Origin of the sequence: Cellulomonas sp. C5510, assembly GCF_019797765.1 — a bacterium.
GTDB lineage: Bacteria > Actinomycetota > Actinomycetes > Actinomycetales > Cellulomonadaceae > Cellulomonas.
In genome coordinates this window covers 380,528-405,370 of the sequence record NZ_CP081862.1, presented here as the reverse complement: position 1 = coordinate 405,370, position 24,843 = coordinate 380,528, and the positions used below count along the sequence as shown (strand labels likewise).

Here is a 24,843-nt window from a genome sequence, read left to right as displayed (position 1 = left end):
GGTCAGCCGACGGCGGGCAGGTCGCCCCCGGCCGGTCGGAGCCGGTCCACCGCCCGGTCGAGCTCCGCCTGCAGCCCGACGTCGTCGCCGCGCGCGAGGGCCGCGGCGGTGACCACTGTACGACCTGACCCGGGACCTTCGTCCCCCTCGGGGGCGGGCGACGCCCGGACCCACACACGCCGGCGCGGGGCGAACAGCGAGGCCGCCAGACCGGCGAACGCCAGCATCGCGAACGTCAGCACCCACGCGAGCGACGGGTCGTGGCGCAGGTCCAGCGCGACGAACCGCGGCAGCGCGTCGAAGGTCAGCGTCCCCAGGCCGTCCGGGAGGTCGACCGTCTCCCCGGGGCGCACGTAGAGCGTGAGAGGCCGGCCGTCCTCCCGGGTGGCCTGCGTGAGACCGGACTCGTCCAGCTGGTACACGTTCTGCGGGATGCCGTCGTCCAGCCCGAGGTCCCCGCTCCACAGCGCCAGCGCGAGCAGCGGCTCCGTGGGCTGCGGGTCGACGGAGCGCCAGATCTCGTCGGAGAGCTGCTGCGCGGTGGGGAGCAGGACGCCCTGCAGGCCGATCTGCGGCCCGGTGGTGACGTCGGGCACCTTGATGACGCCCTGTGACGTGTACACGGTGTCCTGCGGCAGGAACGGCACGGCCCCGGAGAACGCCACCTCACCGGCGGCGTCCCGGACCGTGACCTGCGGCGCGTAGCCGTTGCCCTGCAGGTAGACCTTCGCCCCGCCGACCTCCAGCGGGTGGTTCACCTTGATGGTGTCGGCCACCGGGTCGGCACCGGGCTCGGTGACGGTGACCCGGGCGGTGAAGTCGCGCGACTGGAGCGTCTCGGGGTCGAACCGCGACTCGAACGAGTCCAGGCGCAGCGCGAACGGCTCCAGGGAGGAGGCGCGGAACCCGCTCCCCGCCTCGAACGTGTCGTAGTCGCTCTGCGTGTTGGCGAACGCGCGGCCCTCGACGACGATCGCCTGGCCGCGGTAGTGCAGGAGCTGCCCGGTCGCGACCGCGACGAGCAGGCCGACCAGCGCGAGGTGGAACACGAGGTTGCCGGTCTCGCGGAGGTAACCGCGCTCGGCGGCGACGCTCCGGACGCCGCCGCCCTCGTCGCGGACGTCCACCCGGAACCGGCGCCACCAGCGGGGCCCGCGCAGCGCGGCGGCGGCGCGCTCGGCGACCTCCTGCGGCGTCCCGTCGACCTCGAGCGAGGCCTGCGCGGGGAACCGGTCGAACCGTCGGGGGGCACGCGGCGGCCGCGCGCGCAGCGCCCGGAGGTGGGTGCGGCTGCGCGGCAGGATGCAGCCGACCAGCGACACGAACAGCAGCAGGTAGATCGCGGAGAACCAGACCGACGCGTACACGTCGAAGAACCCGAGGCGCTCCAGCAGCGGCCCGACGTCGGGGTGGTCGGTGAGGTAGGTCGCCACCCGGGCCGGGTCCTGCGGCCGCTGCGGGAAGACGGTGCCGGGCACGGCCGCGACGGCGAGCAGCATGAGCAGCAGCAGCGCGACCCGCATCGACGTGAGCTGCCGCCAGCCCCAGCGGAGCCAGCCGACGAGGCCGAGGGCCGGGAGCTGCGGGGCCTCGCCGCCGGTCGGGGTGCCGGCGGCCGCGGGCGGCGCGGGCGGCGCGGGCGGGGCGCCGTCGACGAACGCGTCCTCGAGCCCCTCGGGCCGGTAGCCGGTGGTCGGTCGCTCGGTCACGTCACACCGCCGGGACGAAGGGCTGGGCGCCGGTGAGCAGGCCCTGCAGCCAGCTCGCCCACGCGGACCAGAGCCCGGTGACCAGCGCCACGCCGAGCAGGATGAGGAGGCCGCCGCCGGCGCGCATGATCGCCAGGCGGTGCCGGGCCAGCCAGTCGAGGGCGCGGCGGCTGCGCTGCAGGCCGAGCGCGACGGCGACGAACGGCAGCCCCAGCCCGGCGCAGAACGCCAGCGCGAGCAGCGCGCCCCGGCCCGGGGACCCGCCGTCGAGCGACAGCAGCAGGATCGCGGCCAGCGTCGGGCCGATGCACGGCGTCCACCCGATGCCGAACGTCACCCCGAGCACGGGCGCGCCCCACAGCCCCGCACGCGGCGCGACGAGCGTCCGCCGGTCCCGCTGCAGGAACGGCAGCAGCCCCAGGAACGCCAGGCCCATGACGACCGTGAGGACGCCGAGCACGCGTGACAGGGGGTCCTGCCAGCGCAGCAGGAACGAGCCCAGCGTGCCGGCGAGCGAGCCGTACGCGAGGAACACCGCGGTGAACCCGGCGACGAACAGCAGCACACCCAGCACGACGCGGCGCCGTGAGGGGGGCGGCGCCGGGGTCGCCGCGAGCACCGGCTGCGCGGGCAGGTGGGCCGCGAGGTCCAGCGGGGCGGACCCGGCGGCGGTCGCCACCGCCCGCGGGGCGGGGGCCGGCCGGGGCGCGGTCGCGGCGGACATCCCGCCGAGGTAGCCGACGTAGGCGGGGACGAGCGGCAGCACGCACGGTGACGCGAACGACACCAGGCCGGCCAGCAGAGCCACGGGCACCGCGGCCAGCAGCGACCCGGAGGCGGCGGTCCGGGCGAACGCGTCCCCGACGTCGGCGGCGATCACGGCTCGTCCTCGGCCAGCACCTCGTCGACGAGCGCCCGCAACGTCGAGCCCTCGACCAGGCCCACGACCCGCGCGGCGACGTGGCCCTCGCGGTCGAGCACGACGGTGGTGGGCGTCGCCTGGATCGGGACGACGCCCTGGAGCGCGGCGACGGCCTGCTTCTCGCGGTCGTCGATGCTCGGGTAGGGGACGTCGAACGTCTCCTGGAACGACTCCGCCGCGCCGGCGTCGTCGACGCCGTTGATGCCGAGCACGTGCACGCCCTGGTCGGCGTAGTCCTCGGCGACGGCGACGAGGTCGGGCGCCTCCTCGCGGCACGGCGGGCACTGCGCGTACCAGGTGTTGAGCACGACGACCTCGCCGCGCCAGTCCGCGACGTCGACCGGGGCGCCCGCGAAGTCCGTGCCCGCGACCTCGACCGGCCCCTGGCGGTCGCCCGGCTCCCACTGGGTGACGGACCCGTCCCCGGACACGTAGCCCTGGTCCGGCACGTCGTCGCCGGACGCCGTGCCGGCGCCCCCTCCCGCGGAGCAGCCCGCGAGGGCGACGACCGCGACGGCGACCAGCACGGCGGCGCGCGACCGGGCGGCGGGCCGGTGGCGGGTCCTCATGCGCCCGCCACGGCGGAGGCGCCCGGCAGCAGGTCGGCGGCCGGCTCGGTGTAGCCGACGCGCACCAGGCGATCGTCCTCGTAGACGAGGGAGGTGAGAGAGGCCAGGGAGCACTGGCGGCGGCGCGGGTCGTGCCATAGCCGGCGGTCCTCGAGCGCGAGCCGCGTGACCCAGATGGGCAGCTGGTGGCTGACGAGCACGGCCTCGTGGCCCCGCGCGGCCTCGCGGGCGCGGTCGACGACGCCGAGCACGCGCGCGACCTGCTGCCGGTAGGGCTCGCCCCAGGACGGCCGGAACGGGTTGACGAGCAGGGGCCAGTGCCGCGGGTGGCGCAGCGAGCCGTCGCCGACGCCGAACGTCAGGCCCTCGAAGCGGTTCTCGGCCTCGAGCAGGCCCTCGTCCGTCGTGACGGGCAGGTCGAGCGCGTCCGCGATCGGCGCGACGGTCTCCTGCGCGCGCTGCAGCGGGGAGGCGACCAGCACGGTCACGTCACGGCGCGGCGACCCGAGGCCGCCGGCCAGGTACGCCGCCACCCGCTCGGCCATCTGCTGCCCGCGCTCGGACAGGTGGTACCCGGGCAGGCGCCCGTACAGGACGCCGGTGGGGTTGTGGACCTCGCCGTGGCGCATGAGGTGGATGGTGGTCGCGACCATGGGGTCAGTCTCGCAAACCCGGCTGGGTGCTCGGGCCGGGAGGTGGCGGTGCAGCCCGCGGGCGGGGGCTACGCGCGCTCGGCCTCCGCCAGCGCGGCGGCGCAGCCGGCCTGCAGCGCGGCGCCGACGGCGCCCATCGCGTCGCCGAGGGCCTGCAGCTGCCGCGGGGTGAGCACGTCGACGAGGCGTGCTCGTACGGACTCGACGTGGGCGGGGGCGGCCTCGACGAGCCGGCGCCAGCCCGTGTCCGTCATGGTGCAGTTCACGCCGCGGGCGTCCTCGAGGCACGGGGCCCGCTCGACCAGTCCGTCGGCCTCCATGCGGCGCACGGTGTGCGTCAGGCGGCTGCGGGAGTGGGCGAGCTCGCCGGCCAGCTCGGACATGCGCAGCGTGCGGCCGGGCGCCTCGGAGAGCCGGACCAGGACCTCGTACTCGCCGAGCGACAGCCCGGTCTCCTGCTCGAGGTCGTGCGCCAGCACGTCCAGCAGCCGGGCCGTGCCGTCGCGGTACGCGCGCCAGGCCTGCTGCTCGTCCGCCGACAGCCAGCGGACGTCGTCGTGGGCGCGCGTCGCGCTCGTCGTCCGCTCCGTGGCGCTGCTCATCGCCGGTCCTCCTCCCGGGGCGTCCCCGGCGGGCTGCCGCGGTCGCGCGGGCCCGCACTGTGACGTCGGTCGCTGATCGTCCCACAGGTGTTGCGCCCTCGTCCGCAGTGTAGTAGAAATCTCAACTAACCGCAGTTGACGCTTCAACCAATGCAGGAGGCACCATGTCCGTCACCACGCTGCCCACCGGTCTCACCGCCGGCACCTGGACCCTCGACCCCTCGCACACCGAGGCGTCCTTCACGGTCCGCCACGCCGGCATCTCCAAGGTCCGCGGCACCGTCGCGGTGACCTCCGGCGCCATCACCGTGGTCGAGGACCTCACGCTCTCCGCCGTCACCGCGACGCTCGACCCGACGACGATCAACACCAACGACGCCGGCCGCGACGGCCACCTCAAGAGCGCCGACTTCTTCGACGTCGAGACCTTCGGCGAGTGGACCTTCACCTCCACCGCCGTGCGCCCCGACGGCGAGGACTACGTCGTCACCGGCGACCTGACCATCCACGGCGTGACGCAGTCCGTCGACCTGGCCGTCGAGTTCGGCGGCGCGGCCACCGACCCGTTCGGCAACCAGCGCGCGGGCTTCTCCGCCACCACGACGATCTCCCGCAAGGACTTCGGCATCACCTGGAACGCGGCCCTCGAGGCCGGCGGCGTCCTGGTGAGCGACAAGGTCGTCATCTCCCTCGAGGTCTCGGCCATCAAGCAGGCCTGACCTCCCCCGGTCCACGAGGGCCCGGTCGCGCACCCCCTGCCGCGACCGGGCCCTCGTGCACGTCCCCGGGCACGTGCCGGCCCGGGCGGGCACGGCAGCGGCCGGGCCACCGCGCACGACGGCCCGGCCGGTCGGGCTCAGTCCGCCGCGACCGGCTCCGGCTCGGCGGCGGGAGCGGCGACGGGAGCCGCGACGGGGCGGGCGGCCCGCTGCCGCGCGTGGAACCCGAGGATCTGCAGCTCCGACCCGAGGTCCACCTCCCGCACGTCCACGCCGTCGGGCACCCGCACCGTGCGGGGCGCGAAGTTGAGGATGCCGGTGATGCCCGCCGCGACCAGCCGGTCCGTCGTCGCCTGGGCGGCGGACCCCGGCGTCGCCACGATCGCGACGCTCGCCTCCGTCTCGTCGATGACCCGCTCCAGCTCGTCGACGTGCTGGACCACGTGGCCGCCGACGCGCGTCCCCACCAGGTCCGCGTGCGTGTCGAACAGGCCCACGAGGACGAACCCGCGGTCCGCGAACCCGGAGTAGGTGGCGAGCGCGTGACCCAGGTTGCCGATGCCGACGATGACGAGCTGGCGCTCCTCGGCCATGCCGAGCGCGCCGGCGATCTGCTTGCGCAGGTGGTCGACCTCGTACCCCACGCCGCGGCGTCCGCCGGCCCCCAGGTAGGACAGGTCCTTGCGCAGCTGCGCGGGCGAGGCGCCGACCAGCTCCGCGAGCTGGTCGGACGAGGTGGTGGTCACACCCTCCGAGGCGAGGCCGCCCAGGGAGCGCAGGTATCCGGGGAGGCGGGCGACGGTGGTCGGCGGCAGGGCTCGCACCCCCCCAGATTAGGCGGTCGGCGGCCCTGCCAGCGCGTCCCGCAGGCGGTCGGCGTCGATCTGCCAGTAGCCCACCCGCGCGCCGTCCACCTCGACGACCGGCACCAGCTCGCCGTAGACGTCCGCGAGCGACCTCCCGCCGGGCGCCGCGCCCCCGGCGTCGACGTCCACCTCCGCCCACGACGCGCCGCGCTCCGCGGCCACGGCAGCGACCACCGCGCGGGCGTCGTCGCACAGGTGGCAGCCGCCGCGGGCGTAGAGCACCACGCGCGCGCGGTCCGGGCCGACGGGGGCGAGGGGGGCGGTGGGCTGCACGGCACGAGCCTAGGCATCTGGCTACAGTGGCCGCGTGCCCGAGCCCACCGAGCCCGACACCGGCGCCGCCGTGCAGCCGGGCCGGGTGGCCGCCTTCTTCGACGTGGACAACACCATCATCCGCGGGGCCAGCTCGTTCCACCTCGCGGTCGGGCTGTACCGGCGGGGCTTCTTCCGCAGCTCCGACATCGTGCGGTTCGCCGGGCACCAGGCCCGCTACCTCGCGTTCGGGGAGAACCGGCAGCAGATCGACGAGGTCCGGGAACGGGCGCTCGAGATCATGCAGGGCCGGTCCGTCGCGGAGGTCGTCGCCATCGCGGAGGACATCTACGACGAGGTGCTCTCGCTGCGCATCTTCCCCGGCACCCAGCGACTGCTGGACCAGCACCTGCGCGCCGGCCACCAGGTGTGGCTCGTGACCGCGACGCCCGTCGAGATCGCCGACATCATCGCCCGCCGCCTGGGCGCGACCGGCGCCATCGGCACCGTCGCCGAGCACCGCGAGGGCTTCTACACCGGCCGCCTGGTCGGGGACCTGCTGCACGGCAAGGCGAAGGCGTCGGCCGTGCGCGCCCTCGCCGAGCGGCAGGGCGTCGACCTCTCGCAGTCGTTCGCGTACGGCGACTCCACGAACGACGTGCCGATCCTGTCCGAGGTCGGTTTCCCGTGCGCCATCAACCCCGACGGACGTCTCCGGCGGCACGCGGCCGAGGTCGGCTGGCCGGTGCGGGAGTTCCGCGGCCGGCGCAACGCCACCCGCCGCGGCGTCGACGCGGCGACCGTCGCCGGGTCCGCCTGGGTGCTCGGGCTGGTCGTGCGCGCCGTCCGCCGCGCGCTACGGGCCCGCTGGGAGGGCCGGTGACCACCGCCGGGACGGCTCCGGGCCGGGCGGGTGCGACCGTGCGCCGGGCCCGCCCGGAGGAGGCCGCCGCGATCGCCGGGCTCGCCGCCGCGACGTTCCCGCTCGCGTGCCCGCCGTCGTCGACCCCGGCGGACCACGCCGCCTTCGTCGCGGCGCACCTCACCGCCGCGCACTTCGCGGACCACCTGACCGACCCGACGCGCGACGTGCTCGTGGCGGACGAGGACGGCGAGCTGGTCGGCTACACGCTGCTGGTGGCCGGTGAGCCGTCCGCGCCGGAGGTCGCCGCCGTCGTCCCGCTGCGCCCGACCACGGAGCTCAGCAAGTGCTACGTGGTGGCAGGCCGGCACGGCGGCGGCGTCGCCCGGGACCTGATGGCCGCGAGCCTCGACGTCGCGCGCGCCCGCGGGGCCGTCGGCGTGTGGCTCGGGGTGAACGGGGAGAACGTGCGGGCGCAGGCGTTCTACCGGCGCTCCGGCTTCGACGTCGTCGGGACGCGGACCTTCCAGGTCGGCGAGCAGCGCCACCACGACCTGGTGCTGCACCGTCCGCTCTGACCGGCGCGGGGTGCGGGGGCGCGGTCGACCCTCCCCCACGCGGGGACGCGGGGACGCGGGGCGCGGGCCGGTGGACCGACCGCGCCCCGCGTCGTGCCGGCTCAGGCCAGCCGCACCACGTTCCACGACACCGGCGGCACCTGGACGGTGAGCCGGCCGCCGTCGACGACCGCGGTGCCGTTCGGGCGGGGCGCCACCGAGGTGTCGTCGTCGGCCGTCGCCACCCACGTGTGGTCCGGGTTCGACAGGCTCGTCGCCTCGACCACCCGGAGCCCGGGGATCGCGCGGGTGTCGACCTCGAGGGTGACCGTCTCGGTGGTCGAGCGGTTGACCGCGAACAGCGCGACGGCGCCGGTCTCCGGGTCCCGCGTCGCGACGGCGTCGACCAGCGGGGCGTCCCCGAACTTCGCGGTCTCGTACGTCGGGGCCTCGACGGCCACCTGGAGCACGTCGCCCGCCGCGTACCGGGACGCCTGCGCGAACGGGTGGAACGTGGTCTGGCGCCACACCCGGCCGCCGGGCTCCGTCATGATCGGGGCGATGACGTTGACGAGCTGCGCGAGCGACGCCGAGTGCACCCGGTCGGTGTGCCGCAGCAGCGAGATCAGCAGGTTGCCGACCACCACGGCGTCCGCGACGTTGTACTTGTCCTCGAGCAGCACCGGTGCGACCGGCCAGTCGTCACCCGAGGGCGGCACGGACTCGGCGCGCTTCTGGTACCAGACGTTCCACTCGTCGAACGAGATGTGGATGCGCTTGTCCAGCTTCTTGTGGGCCCGCACACCGTCCGCGACGGCCGCGACCGACGCGATGAAGTGGTCCATGTCCATCGCGGAGGCCAGGAACGAGCCGAGGTCGCCGTCCTCCTCGGCGTAGTAGGCGTGGGCGCTGATGAGGTCGACGTGCTCGTACGTCTCGCTCAGCACGATCTGCTCCCACTCGCCGAAGGTGGGCATCCCGACGCCGGAGGACCCGCAGGCCACGAGGGTGAGGTCGGGGTCGACCATGCGCATGGCCCGGGCGGTCTCGGCGGCGAGCCGACCGTACTCGTGGGCGGTCTTGTGGCCGATCTGCCACGGCCCGTCCATCTCGTTGCCGAGGCACCACATGCGGATGCCGTACGGGTCGGGCGCGCCGTTCGCGCGGCGCTGGTCCGACAGCGCGGTGCCCCCGCGGACGTTGCAGTACTCCAGGAGGTCGAGGGCCTCCTGGACGCCGCGGGTGCCGAGGTTCACGGCCATCATCGGCTCGGTGCCGGAGGCCGCGGTCCAGCGCACGAACTCGTCGACGCCGACCAGGTTCGGCTCGGTGGAGTGCCAGGCCAGGTCGAGCCGGCGGGGGCGCTGGTCGCGCGGGCCGACACCGTCCTCCCAGCGGTACCCGGAGACGAAGTTGCCGCCGGGGTAGCGGACGGTGGAGACACCGAGCTCCCGGGTGAGCTCGATGACGTCGCGGCGGAACCCGTCGGCGTCCGCGGTGGGGTGCTCCGGGTCGTGGATGCCGGTGTAGACGCAGCGGCCCAGGTGCTCCACGAAGGCGCCGAACGTGCCGCGGCGGACGGGACCGACGCGGAACGCGGGGTCGAGGGTGAGGGTGACGGTCGGCATGCGGCGCAGCTCCTTCGCTGACGTTTCTGCATCGTTGTACTAGACATCCTGCCGAGCGGGGACGCGCGCCGTCAACCGGCACCGGCAGCGTCAGACGAGCGCGGCGGAACCCGCCGTCGACTCCCGCACGACCAGCTCGAAGTCCGCCACGACCTGGACCGGGGCCTCGGGCGCGGTGCCCGCGACGCGCGCCAGCAGCAGCTCCACGGCGGTCTGCGCGATCTGCTCGCGCCCCGGCGCCACGGACGTCAGCCCCGGCGACGCGTACGCCGCGTCGTCCACGTCGTCGAAGCCCACGACGGCCACGTCGCCCGGCACCGCGTACCCGTGCAGGCGGAGCTCGTGCAGCGCCCCCAGCGCCAGGGCGTCGTTCAGGCCGAACACGGCGTCGACGGCCACCCCCGCCTCGAGCACGCCGCGCATCGCCTCCGCCCCCGTCGCCCGGTGCCACATCCCGGCCTCCGCGACGAGCGCCGGGTCGTACGGCACGCCCGCCTCCGCCAGCGCCTGCCGGTACCCGCGCAGGCGCAGCGCCGCGGACCCCATGACCTCGCCCTCGTGCGCGCCGAGGACCGCGATGCGGCGGCGCCCCAGGCCCAGGAGGTGCCGGGTGGCCGCGCGAGCCGCCTCCACGTTGTCCATCGTCACGTGGTCGGCCGGCCCTCCGAAGATCCGCTCGCCGAGCAGCACCATCGGGACGTCCACCGCGAACCGGTCGCGGTCCTCCGGCCCCAGCGCCAGCGGGGAGAAGATCAGCCCGTCGGTCAGGTGCCGCCGCGGGCCGTGCAGCACCTCGAGCTCGCGCTCCCGGTTGCCGCTGGTCTGCTCGATCAGCACGACGACGCCCCGCGCGTCGGCCGCCCGGATCACGGAGTCCGCGAGCTCCGCGAAGTACGGCAGCCGCAGCTCCGGCACCGCCAGCCCGATCATCCCCGTGCGTCCCCGCCGCAGGCTCCGCGCCGTCAGGTTCACGCGGTAGCCGAGCTGCTCGATCGCCGCCTCGACCCGCGCGCGCGTCTCCGCCCGGATGTACGGGTAGCCGTTGATGACGTTCGAGACGGTCTTGATGGACACGCCGGCCACCGCTGCGACGTCGTGCATCGTCGCGGCACCCTGCCGGTTCCCGGCCACGTCCCGCCTCCCGTCCGGCCCGCGCGACCCCGGTGCCGCGCGAGCCCAGCGTAGGGGCCGGCCGGGCGGCGCCGCGGGCAGGTCCGCGCACGGTCACCCGGTCGGGAGCCCGTCAGCGCCCGCCGAGCCCGGTCGTCGCGACCGCCTTGACGATCTGCCGCTGGAACAGCATGAACAGCAGGATCAGCGGCAACGCGGCGATCATTGCCGACGCCATCGTCTGCGCGTAGATCGTGCCGTACGCGTTCTTCACCGTCGAGAGCCCGACGGGCAGGGTCATGAGGTCCGGGTTGTTCGTGACGATGAACGGCCACAGGAAGTTGTTCCACGCCCCGATGAACACGAAGATCGCGACCGCCGACACGATCGGCCGCGAGATCGGCAGCACGATCGACCAGAACGTCCGCCAGTGCCCGGCGCCGTCCACCCGCGCCGCGTCCTCGATCTCCTGCGGCACCTCCGCGAAGAACCTCGCGAAGATGTAGACCATCACCGGCGCGACGAGCTGCGGGAGGATCACGCCCTGGTAGGTGTCGACCGCGCCCAGCGCGTCCATCTGCCGGAACAGGGGGACGATGAGGATCTGCCCCGGCACCGCGATCAGGGCGATCGTCGCCGCGAACAGCAGGTTCTTGCCGCGGAACCTGGTCCGGGCGAACCCGTACCCCGCGAGCGCGCACACCGCCACCGTCAGGACCGTGACCGACCCCGCGACCAGCAGGGTGTTCACCATCCAGCGCCCCACCTCGCCGCGCTCGAACACGGTCCGGTAGTTCTCGAGCGTGAACCCGCCCTCCGGGAACCACCGCAGCGGGACGGACTGCGCCTGGGCCTCCGTCTTGAACGAGGTGTCGACCGCCCACAGCAGCGGCAGCAGCCACGTCGCGGCCATCAGCACCAGCAGCACCACCGCGAGGACGGTCGCGACGCGGCTGCGCCCCAGCACCAGGGCCCGGGTGCGCCGGTTCTCGTCGCGGCGCTCGGCGTACGCCCGGCGGAAGCCTCCCGCCGGGGCGGGGATCGTCTCAGCGGCCACGGGCCTGCTCCTTCCGGCGGGCCGTGGTCAGCACCTGGAACCCCACGGCGACCACGATGATGAGCGCGAAGTAGATGTACGACATCGCCGAGGCGTACCCCATGCGGTAGCCGGTGAACCCGGTGTCGTAGATGTACTGCAGGATCGGGCGCGTCACGCCGTCGGGGCCGCTGCCGCCGTTGAACGCGATGAACATCTGGTCGAAGACCTTCAGCGACGCCAGCACCTGGAGCACCGTGATGAGCACCGTCGTGGCGCGCAGCTGCGGCAGCGTGATGGACCACAACCGGCGCCACGAACCCGCGCCGTCCAGCGCCGCGGCCTCGTACATCTGGTCGGGGATCGCCTGCAGCGCCGACAGGTACAGCAGGAAGTTGAAGCCGACCGTCCACCAGAGCGTCAGCAGGGCCATCGACCACATCGCCACGGACGGGTCCGTCAGCCAGCCGACCTTCTCCAGCCCCAGCCGGTCCAGCCAGTAGTTGAAGAAGCCGATCTCCGGCTGGTACAGCCACACCCAGATCTGCACGACGACAGCGACCGGCAGCATGTACGGCGCGAAGAACGCCAGCCGCCACACCCACTGGCCGGGCAGCCCCGTGTAGACCAGCAGCGCCATCGCCAGCGCCACCAGCACGAGCGGGACGGTGCTCATCAGCGTGAACGCGACGGTGTTGCCCAGCGTGGACCACATGGTCGCGTCGCCGAACGCCTCCGCGTAGTTGTCGACGCCGACCCAGCCGCCGTTGCCCATCAGCGACTGCTCGGTGAAGCTCAGGCCCAGGCCCCACAGCGTCGGCACCACGAGGAACAGCACGGCGACGACGACGAACGGGATGACGAACGGCCAGCCGCTGCCCTCGCGGCGGGAGCGGCCGCGGCGCACCGGGGGCTCCGGCGTGCGCGGCGGCTGGACGGGGCCGGTGGCGGCCTGCGACTGCTGCGGTGTGGTGACCGTGCTCATGACTGCGTTCCCCCCGTCACGCCGGCGGCTTGGTCTGCAGGGCGGCGTCGAGCGCGGCGATCAGCCGGTCGACGGCGGCCTCGGGCGACGACTTGTCGAGCCAGGCGCCCTGGAGCGCCTCCCCGACGCGCGCCTGGAAGTCCGACCCCGAGCCCGTGAACCACGCCTGGGGGTCGAAGACGGCCTGCTCCGCCGCGACCGCGTAGTGCGACTGCGGCACCTTCTCGCGGTACGCCGCGGACGCGGTGACCTCCCGGTTGGCCGGGATGTGCCCGCCGTCCGACCACAGCAGCGACTTGCGGAGCATCGCCGCCACGGTCGCGTACGCCGCCTCTCGACGGTCGGGGTCGGGGTCCGCCTGGTGCGGCAGCACGAAGACGTGCGAGTCGCCGTACGTCGCGGGCGAGCCGAAGACCGTCGGCATGGGCATCGCGTCCACGTCGACGCCCGCGGTGAGGAACGACTGCAGCTCCCAGTTGCCGTTGAAGCACATGCCGACGCGGCCGGTCGAGAAGTTCGCGACGGCCGACGGGTAGTCGCTGTTCGCGATCGCCACGGTGTCGTCCATCCAGGACTGCACCCAGCTGACGACCTCGACCATCGCGTCGCGGTCGACCTGGGCCCTCTCGCCGGGGTTGAGGACGACCTCCGCCCCGGTCTGCGCGTACAGGCCCCAGAGCATCCGGGACATCTGTGCGCCGTCGCCGGTGTAGCCGTAGCCGACGCCCGCGTAGCCGGTGACCTCGGCCATCGCCCGGCCCGCCTCGACGAAGCCCTCCGGGGAGTCGACGCCGACGAGCTTCCCGTCGCCGCCCAGCAGCCCCGCCCGGTCGGCGAGCCCCCGGTCGTAGAACAGCAGGAACGCGTGGAAGTCGAGCGGGACCGCCCAGAGCTGACCGTCGATGACCGCCCGCTCCCACAGGGCCGGCGCGAACAGGTCCTCGGTCACGCCGTGGTCCGCGAGGCGGTCCAGGTCCCACGGGTCCAGCACCCCGCCGGGCACCCAGCCCGCCACCCGGGTGAGGTGCATGGCCGCGAGGTCCGGGGAGCGGCCGCCGACCGACGCCATCACGAGCTTCGTGTAGTACGGGGCACCCCAGGTGAGCACCACGGGGTCGATGCCGACCGTCGGGTCCTCCTGCTGCACCTCCGTCAGCATCTGCTGGAAGATGCCCCCGTCACCGCCGGAGAACAGGTGCCAGAGCTGGATCCGGGTGTCCGAGGCGGCCGCCGGCGCACCCGCCCCGCACCCGCTCAACGCCCACACCCCCGCCAGCGCTCCCGCGCCTGCGGCCGCCCCGCGGAGCACCGAGCGCCGGCTCAGCGCCGCACCCCCGGCTCCGCCGCGCGCTGCTGAGATCATCGCCGGCCCCCTCGCCCCGGTGCGCGCACCGGATCTTCATCGTTGAAGAACGCTTGCGAGTGAATCAAGGCCACGCGGATCCGTCAAGACCCGGGCGCACGCGGCGCGTCGGGCCGCGGCGACGGCGGTCGCGGCGCGCGGGGGCTGGGCGCGGCGGACGCGCGAGGGCCCGGCCACCGCTCGGTGGCCGGGCCCTCGTCCCCGCGCCGCGTCAGCGGCGGCGGGTCACTTCTTGTTGCGGCGCTGGTGGCGCGTCTTGCGCAGCAGCTTGCGGTGCTTCTTCTTCGCCATGCGCTTGCGGCGCTTCTTGATGACGGAGCCCATGGGTCCTCACTCGCTTCCGGTGGCGAGCGCTCGGGCGTCCGCCAGTTCTGGTCGTTCGACGCGCGGCACGACCGGCCAGGGAGCCGGTCCGATCACCTCGGCCCGGCTGCCGCGGAACGCCCACGCACGGGAAAGTCCGCCCCCCACCTTACGCGATCCCGCGGGCCGCCGCCGAAACGACCGGGAGGACCTGCTTCAGGACGAGAGCCGCCCGGCCCGCGGGCCCTCGCCGGCGTCGCCGTCCACGTCCTGGTCGAGCCGCGCGGTCGCGAGGTAGTGGTCGAGCGCGTCCTGCGGAACGCGGAACGAGCGCCCGACGCGCACGGCCGGCATCTCGCCGGAGTGCAGCAGCCGGTACACGGTCATCTTCGAGACCCGCATGACCTCGGCGACCTCGGCCACGGTGAGGAACCGCACGCGCCCGGGCTGCTCGCTCGTCATGGCCGCTCTTCTCGTTCGTGCGCGCTCGGGGCGCGGGACGGGGTGCGGCGACGGTTCGCCGCGCTGACACCCTAGAGCCTGGTGGGGCTGCTGTGAAAGGGGAGGCAGGTGTGACCACCCGTGCGGGGGCGCAGGCCTGCCGACCCGGCGACGCGCGGGCGGCGCGACTCACCCGACGGCGCCGCGCCTGAGGCGCTGCCGTCAGTCGTGCAGCGGGTCGAGCCCGAGCAACGGGAAGACGGCCGTCCGGGTGGCGCGGACCGCGCGGTCCACGTCGTCGGCCGGGTCGAACCCCGCCGACCACGGGGTCCACCGCAGGTCGGCCCCGTCGGACATCGAGCCCGGCCCCTCCCGGCCGTAGAGCTCCACGACCTGTGCCCGCCACGCCGCCGGCATGCGCGTCGCCGGGTCGAGGGGGTGGTGCGCCGCGATCGCGAGCAGGTGCGTCCACGCGCGCGGCACGACGTCGACGACCGCGTACCCCCCGCCGCCGAGCGCGAGCCACCGGCCGCCGGACACCTCGTGCGCGAGGTCGTGCAGCCACGACGACGCGAGGCGCTCGGCGTCGACGGAGACGTCGAGGTTCGCGATCGGGTCCTCGACGTGGGCGTCGCAGCCGTGCTGCGTCACCAGGACCTGCGGCGCGAACGCCCGCAGCACCGGCGGCACGACCGCGTCGATCGCGCGCAGCCACGCGGCGTCCTGCGTGTGGGACGGCAGCGCCACGTTGACGGCCGAGCCCGGGGCGCCCGGCCCGCCGGTCTCGTCCGGGAACCCGGTGCCGGGGAACAGCGTCGCGCCGCTCTCGTGCACCGAGACGGTCAGCACCCGCGGGTCGTCCCAGAACGCCCGCTGCACACCGTCCCCGTGGTGGGCGTCGACGTCGACGTACGCGACCCGCTCCGCGCCGTCGGCCAGCAGCGCCCGGATCGCGACGGCGGCGTCGTTGTAGAGGCAGAACCCGGACGCCGCGCCGGGCATGGCGTGGTGCATCCCGCCCGTGAGGTTCACCGCGTGGTCGGCCTCGCCCCGCCACACCGCGAGCGCCGCCTCCCGGCTGCCGCCGACGATCCGGGCCGCGGCCTCGTGCATCCGGGGGAACACGGGGTCGTCCTCGGTGCCGATGCCGCGCAGCGCGTCGCCCCGCCCGCTGTCGGAGGCCCGCCGGACGGCCTCGACGTACGCGGCCTCGTGGACGGTCTCGAGCTGCGCGTCCGACGCCGGGTCCGCGCCGACCACCTCGACGCCCGGCAGGTCCAGCAGGCCGAGCGCCCGGGCGAGTCGCACCGTGAGGTCGAGCCGCAGGGGCGCCATCGGGTGGCCGGGTCCGAAGTCGTAGTCCAGGAGCTCGGGGGTCCACACCACGCGCACCCCGGTCATGACCCACACCGTAGTCGCTGCACGCCGGGGACAGCGCGGGCGTGCCACAGTGGAGCCCGCGCCCGGGCCGGAGGCCGGGCGACCGGGGTCGGACGGCGGGCGGGAGGGTCGATGGCTGGGGGTCTCCCCGGGGTGCTGTGGTCGGGGCGCGAGCTCGTCGACCGGCTCGCCCGGCAGTCGCCGGCCCGGCTCGCGCTCGGCGTGTTCGCGTCCGTCGTCGCGCTGTTCACGGTGCTGCTGTCGATGCCGTGGGCCACGGCGAGCGGGGAGCGCGCGCCCTTCGTCGACGCCCTGTTCACCGCCACCTCCGCGGTCTGCGTGACGGGCCTGGTCACCGTCGACACCGGCACGTACTGGTCGGGCGCGGGGCAGGCGACGATCCTCGTCGGCATCAAGATCGGCGGGCTGGGCGTCATGACCCTCGCGTCGATCCTCGGCCTGGCGGTGTCGCGGCGGATCGGGCTGACCCAGAAGCTGCTGGTCAGCTCGGAGACGAAGACCACCCGGCTCGGTGAGGTCGGCTCCCTGGTGAGGACCGTCATCATGACGTCGACGCTGCTCGAGGTCGTGATCGCCCTGGTGCTGCTGCCGCGGCTGCGGGTGCTCGGCGACTCGTGGGGCGAGGCCGCCTGGCACGCGGGCTTCTACGCCGTCTCGGCGTTCAACAACGCCGGGTTCATCCCGACCGAGCAGGGCCTGGCCCCGTACGCCTCGGACTGGTGGGTGCTGCTGCCGATCATCGTCGGGGTGTTCGTCGGGTCGCTCGGGTTCCCCGTGATCCTCAACGTCGCCCGCACCTGGCGCCGTCCGCGCCGGTGGAGCCTGCACTCGAAGCTGACGATCACGACGAGCGCGGCCCTGGTGGTGTTCGGGTCGGTCGTGGTGGCGGCGTTCGAGTGGACCAACCCGCGCACGTTCGCGCCGCTGAGCTGGAGCGAGACCCTGCTCGCCGCGCTGTTCGCCGGCGTCATGCCGCGCTCCGGCGGGTTCTCCACGGTGGACGTCGGCTCGATGCACGAGGGCACGTGGCTGCTCAACGACGCGCTGATGTTCGTGGGCGGCGGCTCCGCGTCGACGGCCGGCGGCATCAAGGTCACGACGCTGGCCGTGATGCTGCTCGCGATCGTCGCGGAGGCCCGCGGGGACCGGGACGTGGAGGCGTTCGGGCGGCGCATCCCCCGCGAGGCGCTGCAGGTCGCCATCGCGGTGTCGCTCGTCAGTGCGACGATCGTCCTGGTGGCCTGCCTGCTGCTGCTCGCGATCACCGGGCTGACGCTCGACGTGGTGCTGTTCGAGGTGATCTCGGCGTTCGCGACGGTCGGGCTGTCCACCGGGATCACCGGCGACCTGCCCGACGCCGGGAAGTACGTGCTCACCGTCCTGATGTTCATCGGCCGGACCGGCACGATGACGCTGGCCGCGGCGCTCGCGCTGCGCAGCCGTCGTCGGGTCATCCGGCTGCCCGAGGAGAGGCCGATCATTGGATGACCTGAAGCGCACCGGCGCGACCGGGCTGCGCCCGCTCGGCGGTTCGCAGCCGCGGTCGCGCGACGAGGCGCGCGCCGCCAAGGAGCCGAAGCGGGACGCGGGCATCCTCGTGATCGGGCTGGGCCGGTTCGGCTCGGCCATCGCGGGGACGCTGGACCGGCTGGGTCAGGACGTGCTGGCCGTGGAGCGCGACCCCGAGCTGGTCGCGCAGTGGACCGGACGCATCCCGCTCGTCGAGGCCGACGCCACGAACCCGGAGGCACTCGAGCAGCTCGGTGCCCGCGAGTTCGCCGTCGCCGTGGTCGGGGTCGGGTCCTATCTCGAGGCGTCGGTGCTCATCACCGGCAACCTCGTGGACCTCGGCACGCCGCAGATCTGGGCCAAGGCCATCAGCACCGAGCACGCGCGCATCCTGCAGCGCATCGGCGCGCACCACGTCGTGCTGCCCGAGGCGGATGCCGGGTCCCGTGTCGCGCACCTCGTGTCGGGGAAGATGCTCGACTACATCGAGGTCGAGGACGGCTTCACGATCGTCAAGATGAAGCCGCCCCGCGAGACGCAGGGCTTCACGATCGGGCAGTCGCGGATCCGGGAGCGGTACGGCGTGACGGTGATCGGCGTGAAGAGCCCGGGGGTCGACTTCGTCTACGCGACGCCCGACACCCGGATCTCCGCGAACGACCTGCTGATCGTGTCGGGGCACGCGGACCTGCTCGAGCGGTTCGCGGCCCGGCCGTGAACCGGCGGGACGGGTCCGGGCCGGCCGGGGTCGCCCCGCGGGACAGCAGGGCGCTGCTGCTCGACGCGCTGCGCCGGGCGGACGCGCTCACGCAGGTGGAGCTGGTCGCCGCGACGGGCCTGTCACCGGGCACCGTGTCGACCGCGGTCGCCGCGCTGCAGGCGGAGGGCCTGGTGCGGGTCGCGCCGACCACGCGGTCCGGACGGCGGGCGCGGGCGGTGTCGCTGGCGACGCCCGGGGGCGTGCTGGCGGGCGTGCACTGCTACCTCGACGAGGCGCGGGTGCTGCTGGACCTCGGTGACGGCGTCCCGGTCGAGCGGACGGTGCCGCTGCCCGGCGGCCACCGGGCGGAGCGCGCCGTCCGCGAGGCCCGGGCGGCGCTGGACGCGCTGCTCGCGGAGACCGGGACCGACCCCGCGGCCGTCGCGGCGGTGGGCGTCGGCGTGCCCGCGCCGGTGGAGGTCCGCACCGGCCGCGTCGCCGGCTCGGGGGTGCGCACCGGGTGGGGCGGCATGGTCGCGGCCCCGGGCCTGCTCGCCCCGGCGCCCGGGGTGCCCGTGGTGTTCGACAACGACGGCAACCTCGGGGCTCTGGCGGAGGCCCGGCTGGGCGCCGGACGCGGCTGCAGCACCGTGGTGCACGTCGCGCTGAGCGAGGGCGTCTCCGGCGGCATCGTCGTCGGCGGGGAGATCGTGCACGGCCGCACCGGCACCGCCGGCGAGCTCGGCCACCTGACCATCGACCCCGACGGGCCCGTCTGCTCGTGCGGGAACCGCGGCTGCCTCCAGGTGTACGCCGGCTCGGCCGGGGTGCTGGACCTGCTGCTCGCCAGCCACGGCCCGATGACGCTGGGCGACGTCCTGGCACGCGCCGCCGAGGGCGACCCCGGCTGCCGGCGGGTGCTGTCCGATGTCGGCCGGCACCTGGGCACCGCGCTCGCGTCGGTCTGCACCGTGCTCGACCCGGACGTCCTGGTGGTCGGCGGCGTCCTCGCCGAGGCCGGCGGGCTGCTGCTCGACCCCTTGCGCGAGGTCCTGGCCGAGCCCACGGCGGTCACGTCCGGCGCGGTCGTGGACGTCGTCGCGGGGCACCTCGGCGCCGCCGCCCCCGCGCGCGGCGCGCTGCTGCTGGCGCGCGACGCGGTGCTGGCGGGGCACGCCGCCGCGGGATGACCGGCGGCCGCCGGGGCGCGGTGACCGCCACCCGCCGGGGCGCGGCGTGCCTGGTGGGACGGGAGGGAAGGGCTCAGGTCGGCCCCGGACCTGCCGATACCGTCGCATGTAGGACCATCTCCGCCGGAGGTGGCGCGGCAGGGACCGGAGGTGCCAGGTGTCCGCACCGGTGACCGCCGGATCGTCGGCGCCCGGACCTCGCGGCGGCGACCGGGCGACCTCGGACACCGACGCCGGCGCGGAGCCCGGGGTGCCGCAGCAGCCGGGGACGACCGGCGAGGCCCTGGCTCGGGACGCCCACGGCGCCGGGCCGGGACCGTCCGCGATCACCCGCCGGCTGGACGCCCTCGAGCGCCTGGGGGCGGTGGCCGCCGGGCCGGAACCCCGGTTCGACCGCGTGGTGCGCCTGGCGCGGCTGGTCTTCGACGTGCCGACCGCGACCGTGTCGCTGATCGGGGCCGACGCACCGCGGGGCACCGCGGCCCCGGCCGTGCTCGAGGACCGCGGCCCCGACGTCCGCCTGCGGTTCTACGCCGAGCACCCGCTGCTCGGCGCCGACGGTCGCACGCTCGGCACGCTGTGCATCGCCGACACCCGGCCGCGGACCTTCACCGCCGACCAGACGGCGCTGCTGCGGGACCTCGCGGCCTGGGTCGCGCACGAGCTCGGGGTGGACGCCGAGCTCGGCCGGGCGCAGCAGGTGCAGATGGGGCTGCTGCCCCGCGAGACCCCCCGGGTCCCGGGGTACGAGCTGGCCGGCGCGTGCCTGCCGAGCCGCACGGTCGGCGGCGACTTCTACGACTGGTACCCGGCCGGCGACGGCCTCGTGGTGACCCTGGCGGACGTCATGGGCCGTGGGCCCGCCGCCGCCGTGCTGGCCGCCGCGGTGCGCGAGCTGCTGCGCGAGTCCGCCCACGGCGAGGCCGTCGACCGGGCGATGCTGCACGCGGGCGCCGTGCTCCAGACCGACCTGTCCGGGGCGGGGCTGTTCGCCACCGCGTTCCACGCGCGGCTCGACCCGGCGACGGGTGAGGTGACCTACGCCGACGCCGGCCACGGCCTGACCCTCGTGGTCCGGGTGGACGGCACGTGGGAGCGGCTCGACGCGCTCGGCCTCCCGCTCGGAGCCTCCGACGAGGCCGCACGGGCGCTCGGGCGGACGGTGCTCGAGCGCGGCGACCTCCTGGTGACGTTCAGCGACGGGGTGCTCGACCTGTTCGACGGCTCGCTGCGCTGCCTGCCGCTCATCGCCGGCGAGCTGCTGGACTGCCCGTCCGCCGACGAGGCCGTGCAGCGCCTGCTGCGCCTCGCCGCCGTGGCGGACCCGCGGCCGGACGACATCACGGTCGTCGCGCTGCGCCGCACGCCGGCCTGACCCCGTCCCGCGCCGCGCACGACACGTGCTCCGCGCACGACACGGGGGCCGGGCCGGATCGCTCCGTCCCGGCCCCCGGCCGTGCTGCGCGGCGTGCTCAGCGAGCGGCGCCCGCGCGGCGCTTGTTGAAGATGTCGAACGCGACGGCCAGCAGGAGCACGAGGCCCTTGACGATCTGCTGCGTCGACTGCGGCACGCCCATGAGCTGCATGCCGTTCGACATGACGGCCATGATCAGACCACCGACCATGGCGCCGGTCACGCGGCCGACACCGCCGGTGGTCGACGCGCCGCCGATGAAGCAGGCGGCGATCGCGTCGAGCTCGAACATGTTGCCCGCGCCGGGCTGGGCGCCGTTGGAGCGGGACGAGTAGATCGCGCCCGCGACACCGGCGAGCAGGCCCATGTTGACGAAGATCCAGAAGTTGACCTGCTTGACCTTCACGCCGGACAGCTGCGCGGCGTTGAGGTTGCCGCCGATGGCGTACACGTGGCGGCCGAACACCGTCCGGTTCGTCACGACGTTGTAGGCGAGGATCAGCACCGCGAGGATGATGAGCACGATCGGCAGGCCGCGGGAGTGCGCGAGCTGCCAGGCGAACGCCATGACGACCGCGGCGACCAGGACGATGCGGAGCACGAACAGCGGCATCGCCTCGACGGCCTGCTGGTACCGGATCCGGCCCATGCGGGACCGCCACGAGCTGATCGCGAAGGCGACCACGGCGAGCGCCGCGACGACGAGCGTGAACACGTCGTAGCCCGGACCGCCGAACAGCCCGTTGAGGAACCCGCCGGCCACCTTCTGGTAGGTCTGCGGGAACGGCGACAGCGAGATGTTGTCCAGCACCTCGTAGGTGAGGCCGCGGAACAGGAGCATGCCGGCCAGCGTCACGATGAACGCCGGGATGCCGACGTACGCGACCCAGAAGCCCTGCCACGCACCGACCAGGACACCCACCACGAGCGCGGCGAGGATGCCGACCCACCACGGCTGGCCGTTCTTGATCACGAGGATCGCGGAGACCGCACCGGTCAGCGCCACGACCGACCCGACCGACAGGTCGATGTGCCCGCCGATGATGACGATCACCATGCCGATCGCGAGGATCAGGATGTACGAGTACTGCAGCACGATGTTCGTGACGTTGTTCGGCGCCAGGAGCAGGCCGTCCGTCAGGAACGCGAACAGCGCGATGATCGCGACGAACGCGATGTAGATACCACTCGTCCGCAGGTTCTTCGTGAAGATGTCCCGCAGGCCGTCGACCGCCGTCATCGGACCGTCTCCCTTTCCTTCGTCATGAGCTCCATGAGCCGTTCCTGGGTCGCCTCGGCACGCGGCAGCACACCCGTGATCCGGCCGAAGGCCAGGGTGTAGATGCGGTCGCAGATGCCGAGCAGCTCGGGCAGCTCGGAGGAGATGACCACGACGGCCTTCCCGGAGTCAGCGAGCTTGTTGATGATCGTGTAGATCTCGTACTTGGCACCGACGTCGATGCCGCGGGTCGGCTCGTCCAGGATCAGCACCTCGGGGTCGGTGTAGATCCACTTGGACAGGACGACCTTCTGCTGGTTGCCGCCGGACAGCTTGCCCGCCAGGGCCATGACCGTCGGCGACTTGATGTTCATCGACCGCCGGTACTCCTCGGCGACCTTGATCTCCTCGTTGCCGTTGACCCAGCCGCCCTTCGACAGCTTGCCGAGCGCGGCGGCCGAGATGTTGCGGCGGATGTCCTCGATGAGGTTGAGGCCGTAGGTCTTGCGGTCCTCCGTGGCGTAGGCCAGGCCGTGCTTGATGGCCTCGGCCACGCTGCGGGTGGAGATCTCCTTGCCGTGCAGGAAGACCTTCCCGGAGATGTTCCGGCCGTAGGAGCGGCCGAAGACGCTCATCGCGAGCTCGGTGCGCCCGGCGCCCATGAGGCCCGCGATGCCGACGATCTCGCCGGCCTTGACCTCGAACGACGCGCCGTCGACGACCACGCGGCCGGGCTGCGTCGGGTGCTCGACGTGCCAGTCCTCGACGCGGAAGACCTCCTCGCCGACGTGCGACACGTGCTCCGGGTACCGGTGCTCGAGGTCGCGGCCGACCATGCCCTTGATGATCCGCTCCTGCGTCACCTGGTCGGCCACCATGTCGAGCGTCTCGATGGTGCGGCCGTCCCGGATGATCGTCGTGGAGTCGGCGATCTCGGCGATCTCGTTGAGCTTGTGCGAGATCATGATGCAGGTGATGCCCTGGCCCTTGAGGTGCCGGAGCAGGTCGAGCAGGTGCTCGGAGTCCGAGTCGTTCAGGGCCGCGGTCGGCTCGTCGAGGATGAGCAGCTTCACCTTCTTGGAGAGCGCCTTGGCGATCTCCACGAGCTGCTGCTTGCCGACGCCGAGCTGGCCGATCGGGGTGGTCGGGTTCTCGTCGAGGCCGACCCGCGCGAGCAGCGCCGCCGACTCGGAGTTCGCCCGGTTCCAGTCGATGAAGCCGCGGCTCTCGCGCTCGTTGCCGAGGAAGATGTTCTCGGCGACGGACAGGTAGGGCACCAGGGCGAGCTCCTGGTGGATGATCACGATCCCCTTGTGCTCGGAGTCGTTGATCGAGCCGAACTCGACCGTCTCCCCGTCGAAGCGGATCTCACCGTCGTAGGTGCCGTGCGGGTACACGCCCGACAGCACCTTCATGAGGGTGGACTTGCCGGCCCCGTTCTCGCCGCAGATGGCGTGGATCTCCCCCCGCTTGACGCTCAGGTTGACGTCCTGCAGAGCCTTGACCCCGGGAAAGGTCTTGGTGATGGAGTGCATTTCCAGGATGTGGTCGCTCATGCGGCCTCGACCGTCCTCGTTCGTCGGGCGATGGGGGGCGCCGCGGCCCTGGCCGGCCGGACTCGTGCCGGCCGGCCAGGGGTGACGCGGGTGCTGTCAGGCGATCAGGCCTGGCCGCTCGCGACCTGCTCCTCGGTCCAGTAGCCCGAGTCGATCAGGAGCGACTGGATGTTGCCGGCGTAGACGATGTCCGACTCCAGCAGGTAGGACGGGACGACCTTGACGCCGTTCTCGTACGTCTCGGTGTCGTTGGCCTCCGGCTCCTCGCCGGCGAGGAACGCCTGCGCGGAGACGACGGCCTGCTCGGCGAGCTTGCGGGTGTCCTTGAAGATCGTCGAGAACTGCACGCCGTCGTTGATGAGCTTGACGGAGGCGATCTCGGCGTCCTGGCCGGTCACGATCGGCAGGCCGGCGTCGATGCCCGGGCCGTAGCCCGCGTTCTGCAGCGCCGTGATGATGCCGCGGGAGATGCCGTCGTAGGGCGACAGCACGCCGTCGACCTTCGAGCCGTCCGCGTACGTGGAGGTCAGGAGGTCCTCCATGCGCTTCTGGGCGGTCTCCTGCAGCCAGCGGAGCGTGGCGACCTGCTCGATGTCGGTCTGGCCGGACTTCACGACGAGGGTGCCCTCGTCGATGTACGGCTGGAGGGTGTCCATCGCGCCCTGGAAGAAGAAGTGCGCGTTGTTGTCGTCCAGCGAGCCGGCGAACAGCTCGATGTTGAACGGGCCGGTGGCGTCGCCCTCGGAGCCGTCCTCGGTGAGCAGGCCGAGGCCCACGAGCAGCGAGGTGGCCTGCTGGACACCCACGTTGTAGTTGTCGAACGTGACGTAGAAGTCGACGTTCTCGGTGTCGCGGATCAGGCGGTCGTACGCGATGACCGGGATGCCGGCGTCGGCGGCGGACTGCAGCTGGTTGGCCAGCGCGGTGCCGTCGATGGAGGCGACGATCAGCAGGTCGACGCCCTTCGTGATCATCTGCTCGATCTGCTGCGACTGCGTCGGGATGTCGTCGGCCGCGTACTGCAGGTCGACCGAGTACCCCAGGTCCTCGAGCTGGCTCTTGACGGCGTTGCCGTCGGCGATCCAGCGCTCCGAGGTCTCGGTCGGCATCGCGACGCCGATCGTCTGGTCGCTGGGCTCCGCGGTGCTGCCGCCGCCGTCGCCGCCCTCGCTGCTGCCGGCGCCACCGCCGGAGCATGCCGCGAGAGCGAGCACGAGCGCGCCGCCGAGCGCGGCGAACCGGATGCTCTTCATGTCCTTCTCCTCCTCGAGAGGGTT

The 24,843-nt window shown here is 73.8% G+C and carries 25 protein-coding genes; 7 read left to right on the top strand and 18 right to left on the bottom strand.

Annotated features, from left to right (window positions below; translation table 11 throughout):
- Positions 1-2 precede the first annotated feature (2 nt).
- The 5 genes from K5O09_RS01810 to K5O09_RS01790 form a co-directional block, all read right to left on the bottom strand.
- Positions 3-1,709, bottom strand: a complete 1,707-nt coding sequence (locus K5O09_RS01810) for a cytochrome c biogenesis protein ResB (protein WP_255595985.1) — start codon at positions 1,707-1,709, stop codon at positions 3-5.
- A gap of 1 nt (position 1,710) precedes the next feature.
- A complete protein-coding gene (locus K5O09_RS01805; protein ID WP_222172524.1) occupies positions 1,711-2,535 on the bottom strand; it encodes a cytochrome c biogenesis CcdA family protein in 825 nt (274 codons plus the stop codon).
- A 50-nt stretch (positions 2,536-2,585) separates the two neighbouring features.
- Positions 2,586-3,200, bottom strand: coding sequence for a TlpA disulfide reductase family protein (locus tag K5O09_RS01800; protein ID WP_222171182.1), 615 nt, complete (start codon positions 3,198-3,200; stop codon positions 2,586-2,588).
- Positions 3,197-3,853, bottom strand: coding sequence for a histidine phosphatase family protein (locus tag K5O09_RS01795; RefSeq protein WP_222171181.1), 657 nt, complete (start codon positions 3,851-3,853; stop codon positions 3,197-3,199). The genes K5O09_RS01800 and K5O09_RS01795 overlap by 4 nt, the downstream gene beginning before the upstream one ends.
- Before the next feature lie 68 nt (positions 3,854-3,921).
- The gene (locus K5O09_RS01790; protein WP_222171180.1) at positions 3,922-4,455 is read right to left on the bottom strand and encodes a MarR family winged helix-turn-helix transcriptional regulator; all 534 of its coding nucleotides are present in this window, start codon (positions 4,453-4,455) and stop codon (positions 3,922-3,924) included.
- A 164-nt stretch (positions 4,456-4,619) separates the two neighbouring features.
- Between K5O09_RS01790 and K5O09_RS01785 the strand changes: the two genes are divergently transcribed.
- Positions 4,620-5,174, top strand: coding sequence for a YceI family protein (locus K5O09_RS01785; RefSeq protein WP_222171179.1), 555 nt, complete (start codon positions 4,620-4,622; stop codon positions 5,172-5,174).
- A 137-nt stretch (positions 5,175-5,311) separates the two neighbouring features.
- On the opposite strand, the gene K5O09_RS01780 is transcribed toward K5O09_RS01785, so the two are convergent.
- Both K5O09_RS01780 and K5O09_RS01775 read right to left on the bottom strand, forming a co-directional pair.
- Positions 5,312-5,998 (bottom strand): redox-sensing transcriptional repressor Rex, encoded by a 687-nt coding sequence (locus K5O09_RS01780; RefSeq protein ID WP_222171178.1) that lies wholly within the window; start codon positions 5,996-5,998, stop codon positions 5,312-5,314.
- Positions 5,999-6,007: 9 nt separating this feature from the next.
- Complete coding sequence (locus K5O09_RS01775; protein ID WP_255595984.1) at positions 6,008-6,313, bottom strand: glutaredoxin family protein; 306 nt, start codon at positions 6,311-6,313, stop codon at positions 6,008-6,010.
- 34 nt (positions 6,314-6,347) lie between these two features.
- Between K5O09_RS01775 and K5O09_RS01770 the strand changes: the two genes are divergently transcribed.
- Together K5O09_RS01770 and K5O09_RS01765 are read left to right on the top strand one after the other, a co-directional pair.
- A complete protein-coding gene (locus K5O09_RS01770) occupies positions 6,348-7,175 on the top strand; it encodes an HAD family phosphatase (protein ID WP_222171177.1) in 828 nt (275 codons plus the stop codon).
- Positions 7,172-7,732, top strand: a complete 561-nt coding sequence (locus K5O09_RS01765; protein ID WP_255595983.1) for a GNAT family N-acetyltransferase — start codon at positions 7,172-7,174, stop codon at positions 7,730-7,732. Before K5O09_RS01770 ends, K5O09_RS01765 begins: the two co-directional genes overlap by 4 nt.
- A gap of 101 nt (positions 7,733-7,833) precedes the next feature.
- Here the strand turns inward: K5O09_RS01765 and K5O09_RS01760 are convergent, their stop codons facing one another.
- The 8 genes from K5O09_RS01760 to K5O09_RS01725 all read right to left on the bottom strand — a co-directional run bounded on the left by K5O09_RS01760 (position 7,834) and on the right by K5O09_RS01725 (position 15,978).
- Positions 7,834-9,339, bottom strand: coding sequence for an alpha-N-arabinofuranosidase (locus K5O09_RS01760; RefSeq protein ID WP_222171176.1), 1,506 nt, complete (start codon positions 9,337-9,339; stop codon positions 7,834-7,836).
- Between the two features lie 90 nt (positions 9,340-9,429).
- The gene (locus K5O09_RS01755) at positions 9,430-10,440 is read right to left on the bottom strand and encodes a LacI family DNA-binding transcriptional regulator (protein WP_222171175.1); all 1,011 of its coding nucleotides are present in this window, start codon (positions 10,438-10,440) and stop codon (positions 9,430-9,432) included.
- A 142-nt stretch (positions 10,441-10,582) separates the two neighbouring features.
- Positions 10,583-11,506: a carbohydrate ABC transporter permease gene (locus K5O09_RS01750; RefSeq protein ID WP_255595982.1), complete on the bottom strand. Its 924-nt coding sequence runs from the start codon at positions 11,504-11,506 to the stop codon at positions 10,583-10,585.
- Entirely contained in the window at positions 11,496-12,470 is a 975-nt protein-coding gene (locus tag K5O09_RS01745) for a carbohydrate ABC transporter permease (protein ID WP_222171174.1), read from the bottom strand. The genes K5O09_RS01750 and K5O09_RS01745 overlap by 11 nt, the downstream gene beginning before the upstream one ends.
- A gap of 16 nt (positions 12,471-12,486) precedes the next feature.
- Positions 12,487-13,833, bottom strand: a complete 1,347-nt coding sequence (locus K5O09_RS01740; protein WP_222171173.1) for an extracellular solute-binding protein — start codon at positions 13,831-13,833, stop codon at positions 12,487-12,489.
- A gap of 225 nt (positions 13,834-14,058) precedes the next feature.
- Entirely contained in the window at positions 14,059-14,157 is a 99-nt protein-coding gene (locus K5O09_RS01735; RefSeq protein ID WP_003792170.1) for a 30S ribosomal protein bS22, read from the bottom strand.
- Positions 14,158-14,352: 195 nt separating this feature from the next.
- Complete coding sequence (locus tag K5O09_RS01730) at positions 14,353-14,598, bottom strand: helix-turn-helix domain-containing protein (RefSeq protein WP_222171172.1); 246 nt, start codon at positions 14,596-14,598, stop codon at positions 14,353-14,355.
- Between the two features lie 201 nt (positions 14,599-14,799).
- Complete coding sequence (locus K5O09_RS01725; protein WP_222171171.1) at positions 14,800-15,978, bottom strand: acetoin utilization protein AcuC; 1,179 nt, start codon at positions 15,976-15,978, stop codon at positions 14,800-14,802.
- Between the two features lie 111 nt (positions 15,979-16,089).
- Between K5O09_RS01725 and K5O09_RS01720 the strand changes: the two genes are divergently transcribed.
- The 4 genes from K5O09_RS01720 to K5O09_RS01705 all read left to right on the top strand — a co-directional run bounded on the left by K5O09_RS01720 (position 16,090) and on the right by K5O09_RS01705 (position 20,752).
- Positions 16,090-17,466, top strand: coding sequence for a TrkH family potassium uptake protein (locus K5O09_RS01720; protein WP_222171170.1), 1,377 nt, complete (start codon positions 16,090-16,092; stop codon positions 17,464-17,466).
- Positions 17,467-17,569: 103 nt separating this feature from the next.
- The gene (locus tag K5O09_RS01715; RefSeq protein ID WP_255596277.1) at positions 17,570-18,205 is read left to right on the top strand and encodes a TrkA family potassium uptake protein; all 636 of its coding nucleotides are present in this window, start codon (positions 17,570-17,572) and stop codon (positions 18,203-18,205) included.
- Complete coding sequence (locus K5O09_RS01710; RefSeq protein WP_222171169.1) at positions 18,202-19,377, top strand: ROK family transcriptional regulator; 1,176 nt, start codon at positions 18,202-18,204, stop codon at positions 19,375-19,377. The genes K5O09_RS01715 and K5O09_RS01710 overlap by 4 nt, the downstream gene beginning before the upstream one ends.
- Before the next feature lie 157 nt (positions 19,378-19,534).
- Positions 19,535-20,752, top strand: coding sequence for a PP2C family protein-serine/threonine phosphatase (locus tag K5O09_RS01705; RefSeq protein WP_255595981.1), 1,218 nt, complete (start codon positions 19,535-19,537; stop codon positions 20,750-20,752).
- 97 nt (positions 20,753-20,849) lie between these two features.
- Here the strand turns inward: K5O09_RS01705 and mmsB are convergent, their stop codons facing one another.
- From mmsB to chvE, 3 genes are all read right to left on the bottom strand, one after another.
- Positions 20,850-22,031 carry a multiple monosaccharide ABC transporter permease gene (gene mmsB / locus K5O09_RS01700; protein WP_222171168.1) on the bottom strand — a complete coding sequence of 394 codons (1,182 nt, stop codon included), beginning with the start codon at positions 22,029-22,031 and terminating at the stop codon, positions 20,850-20,852.
- Positions 22,028-23,566, bottom strand: coding sequence for a multiple monosaccharide ABC transporter ATP-binding protein (mmsA, locus tag K5O09_RS01695; protein WP_222171167.1), 1,539 nt, complete (start codon positions 23,564-23,566; stop codon positions 22,028-22,030). Before mmsA ends, mmsB begins: the two co-directional genes overlap by 4 nt.
- Before the next feature lie 104 nt (positions 23,567-23,670).
- Positions 23,671-24,819, bottom strand: a complete 1,149-nt coding sequence (chvE, locus tag K5O09_RS01690) for a multiple monosaccharide ABC transporter substrate-binding protein (protein WP_222172518.1) — start codon at positions 24,817-24,819, stop codon at positions 23,671-23,673.
- Between the last annotated feature and the right edge of the window lie 24 nt (positions 24,820-24,843).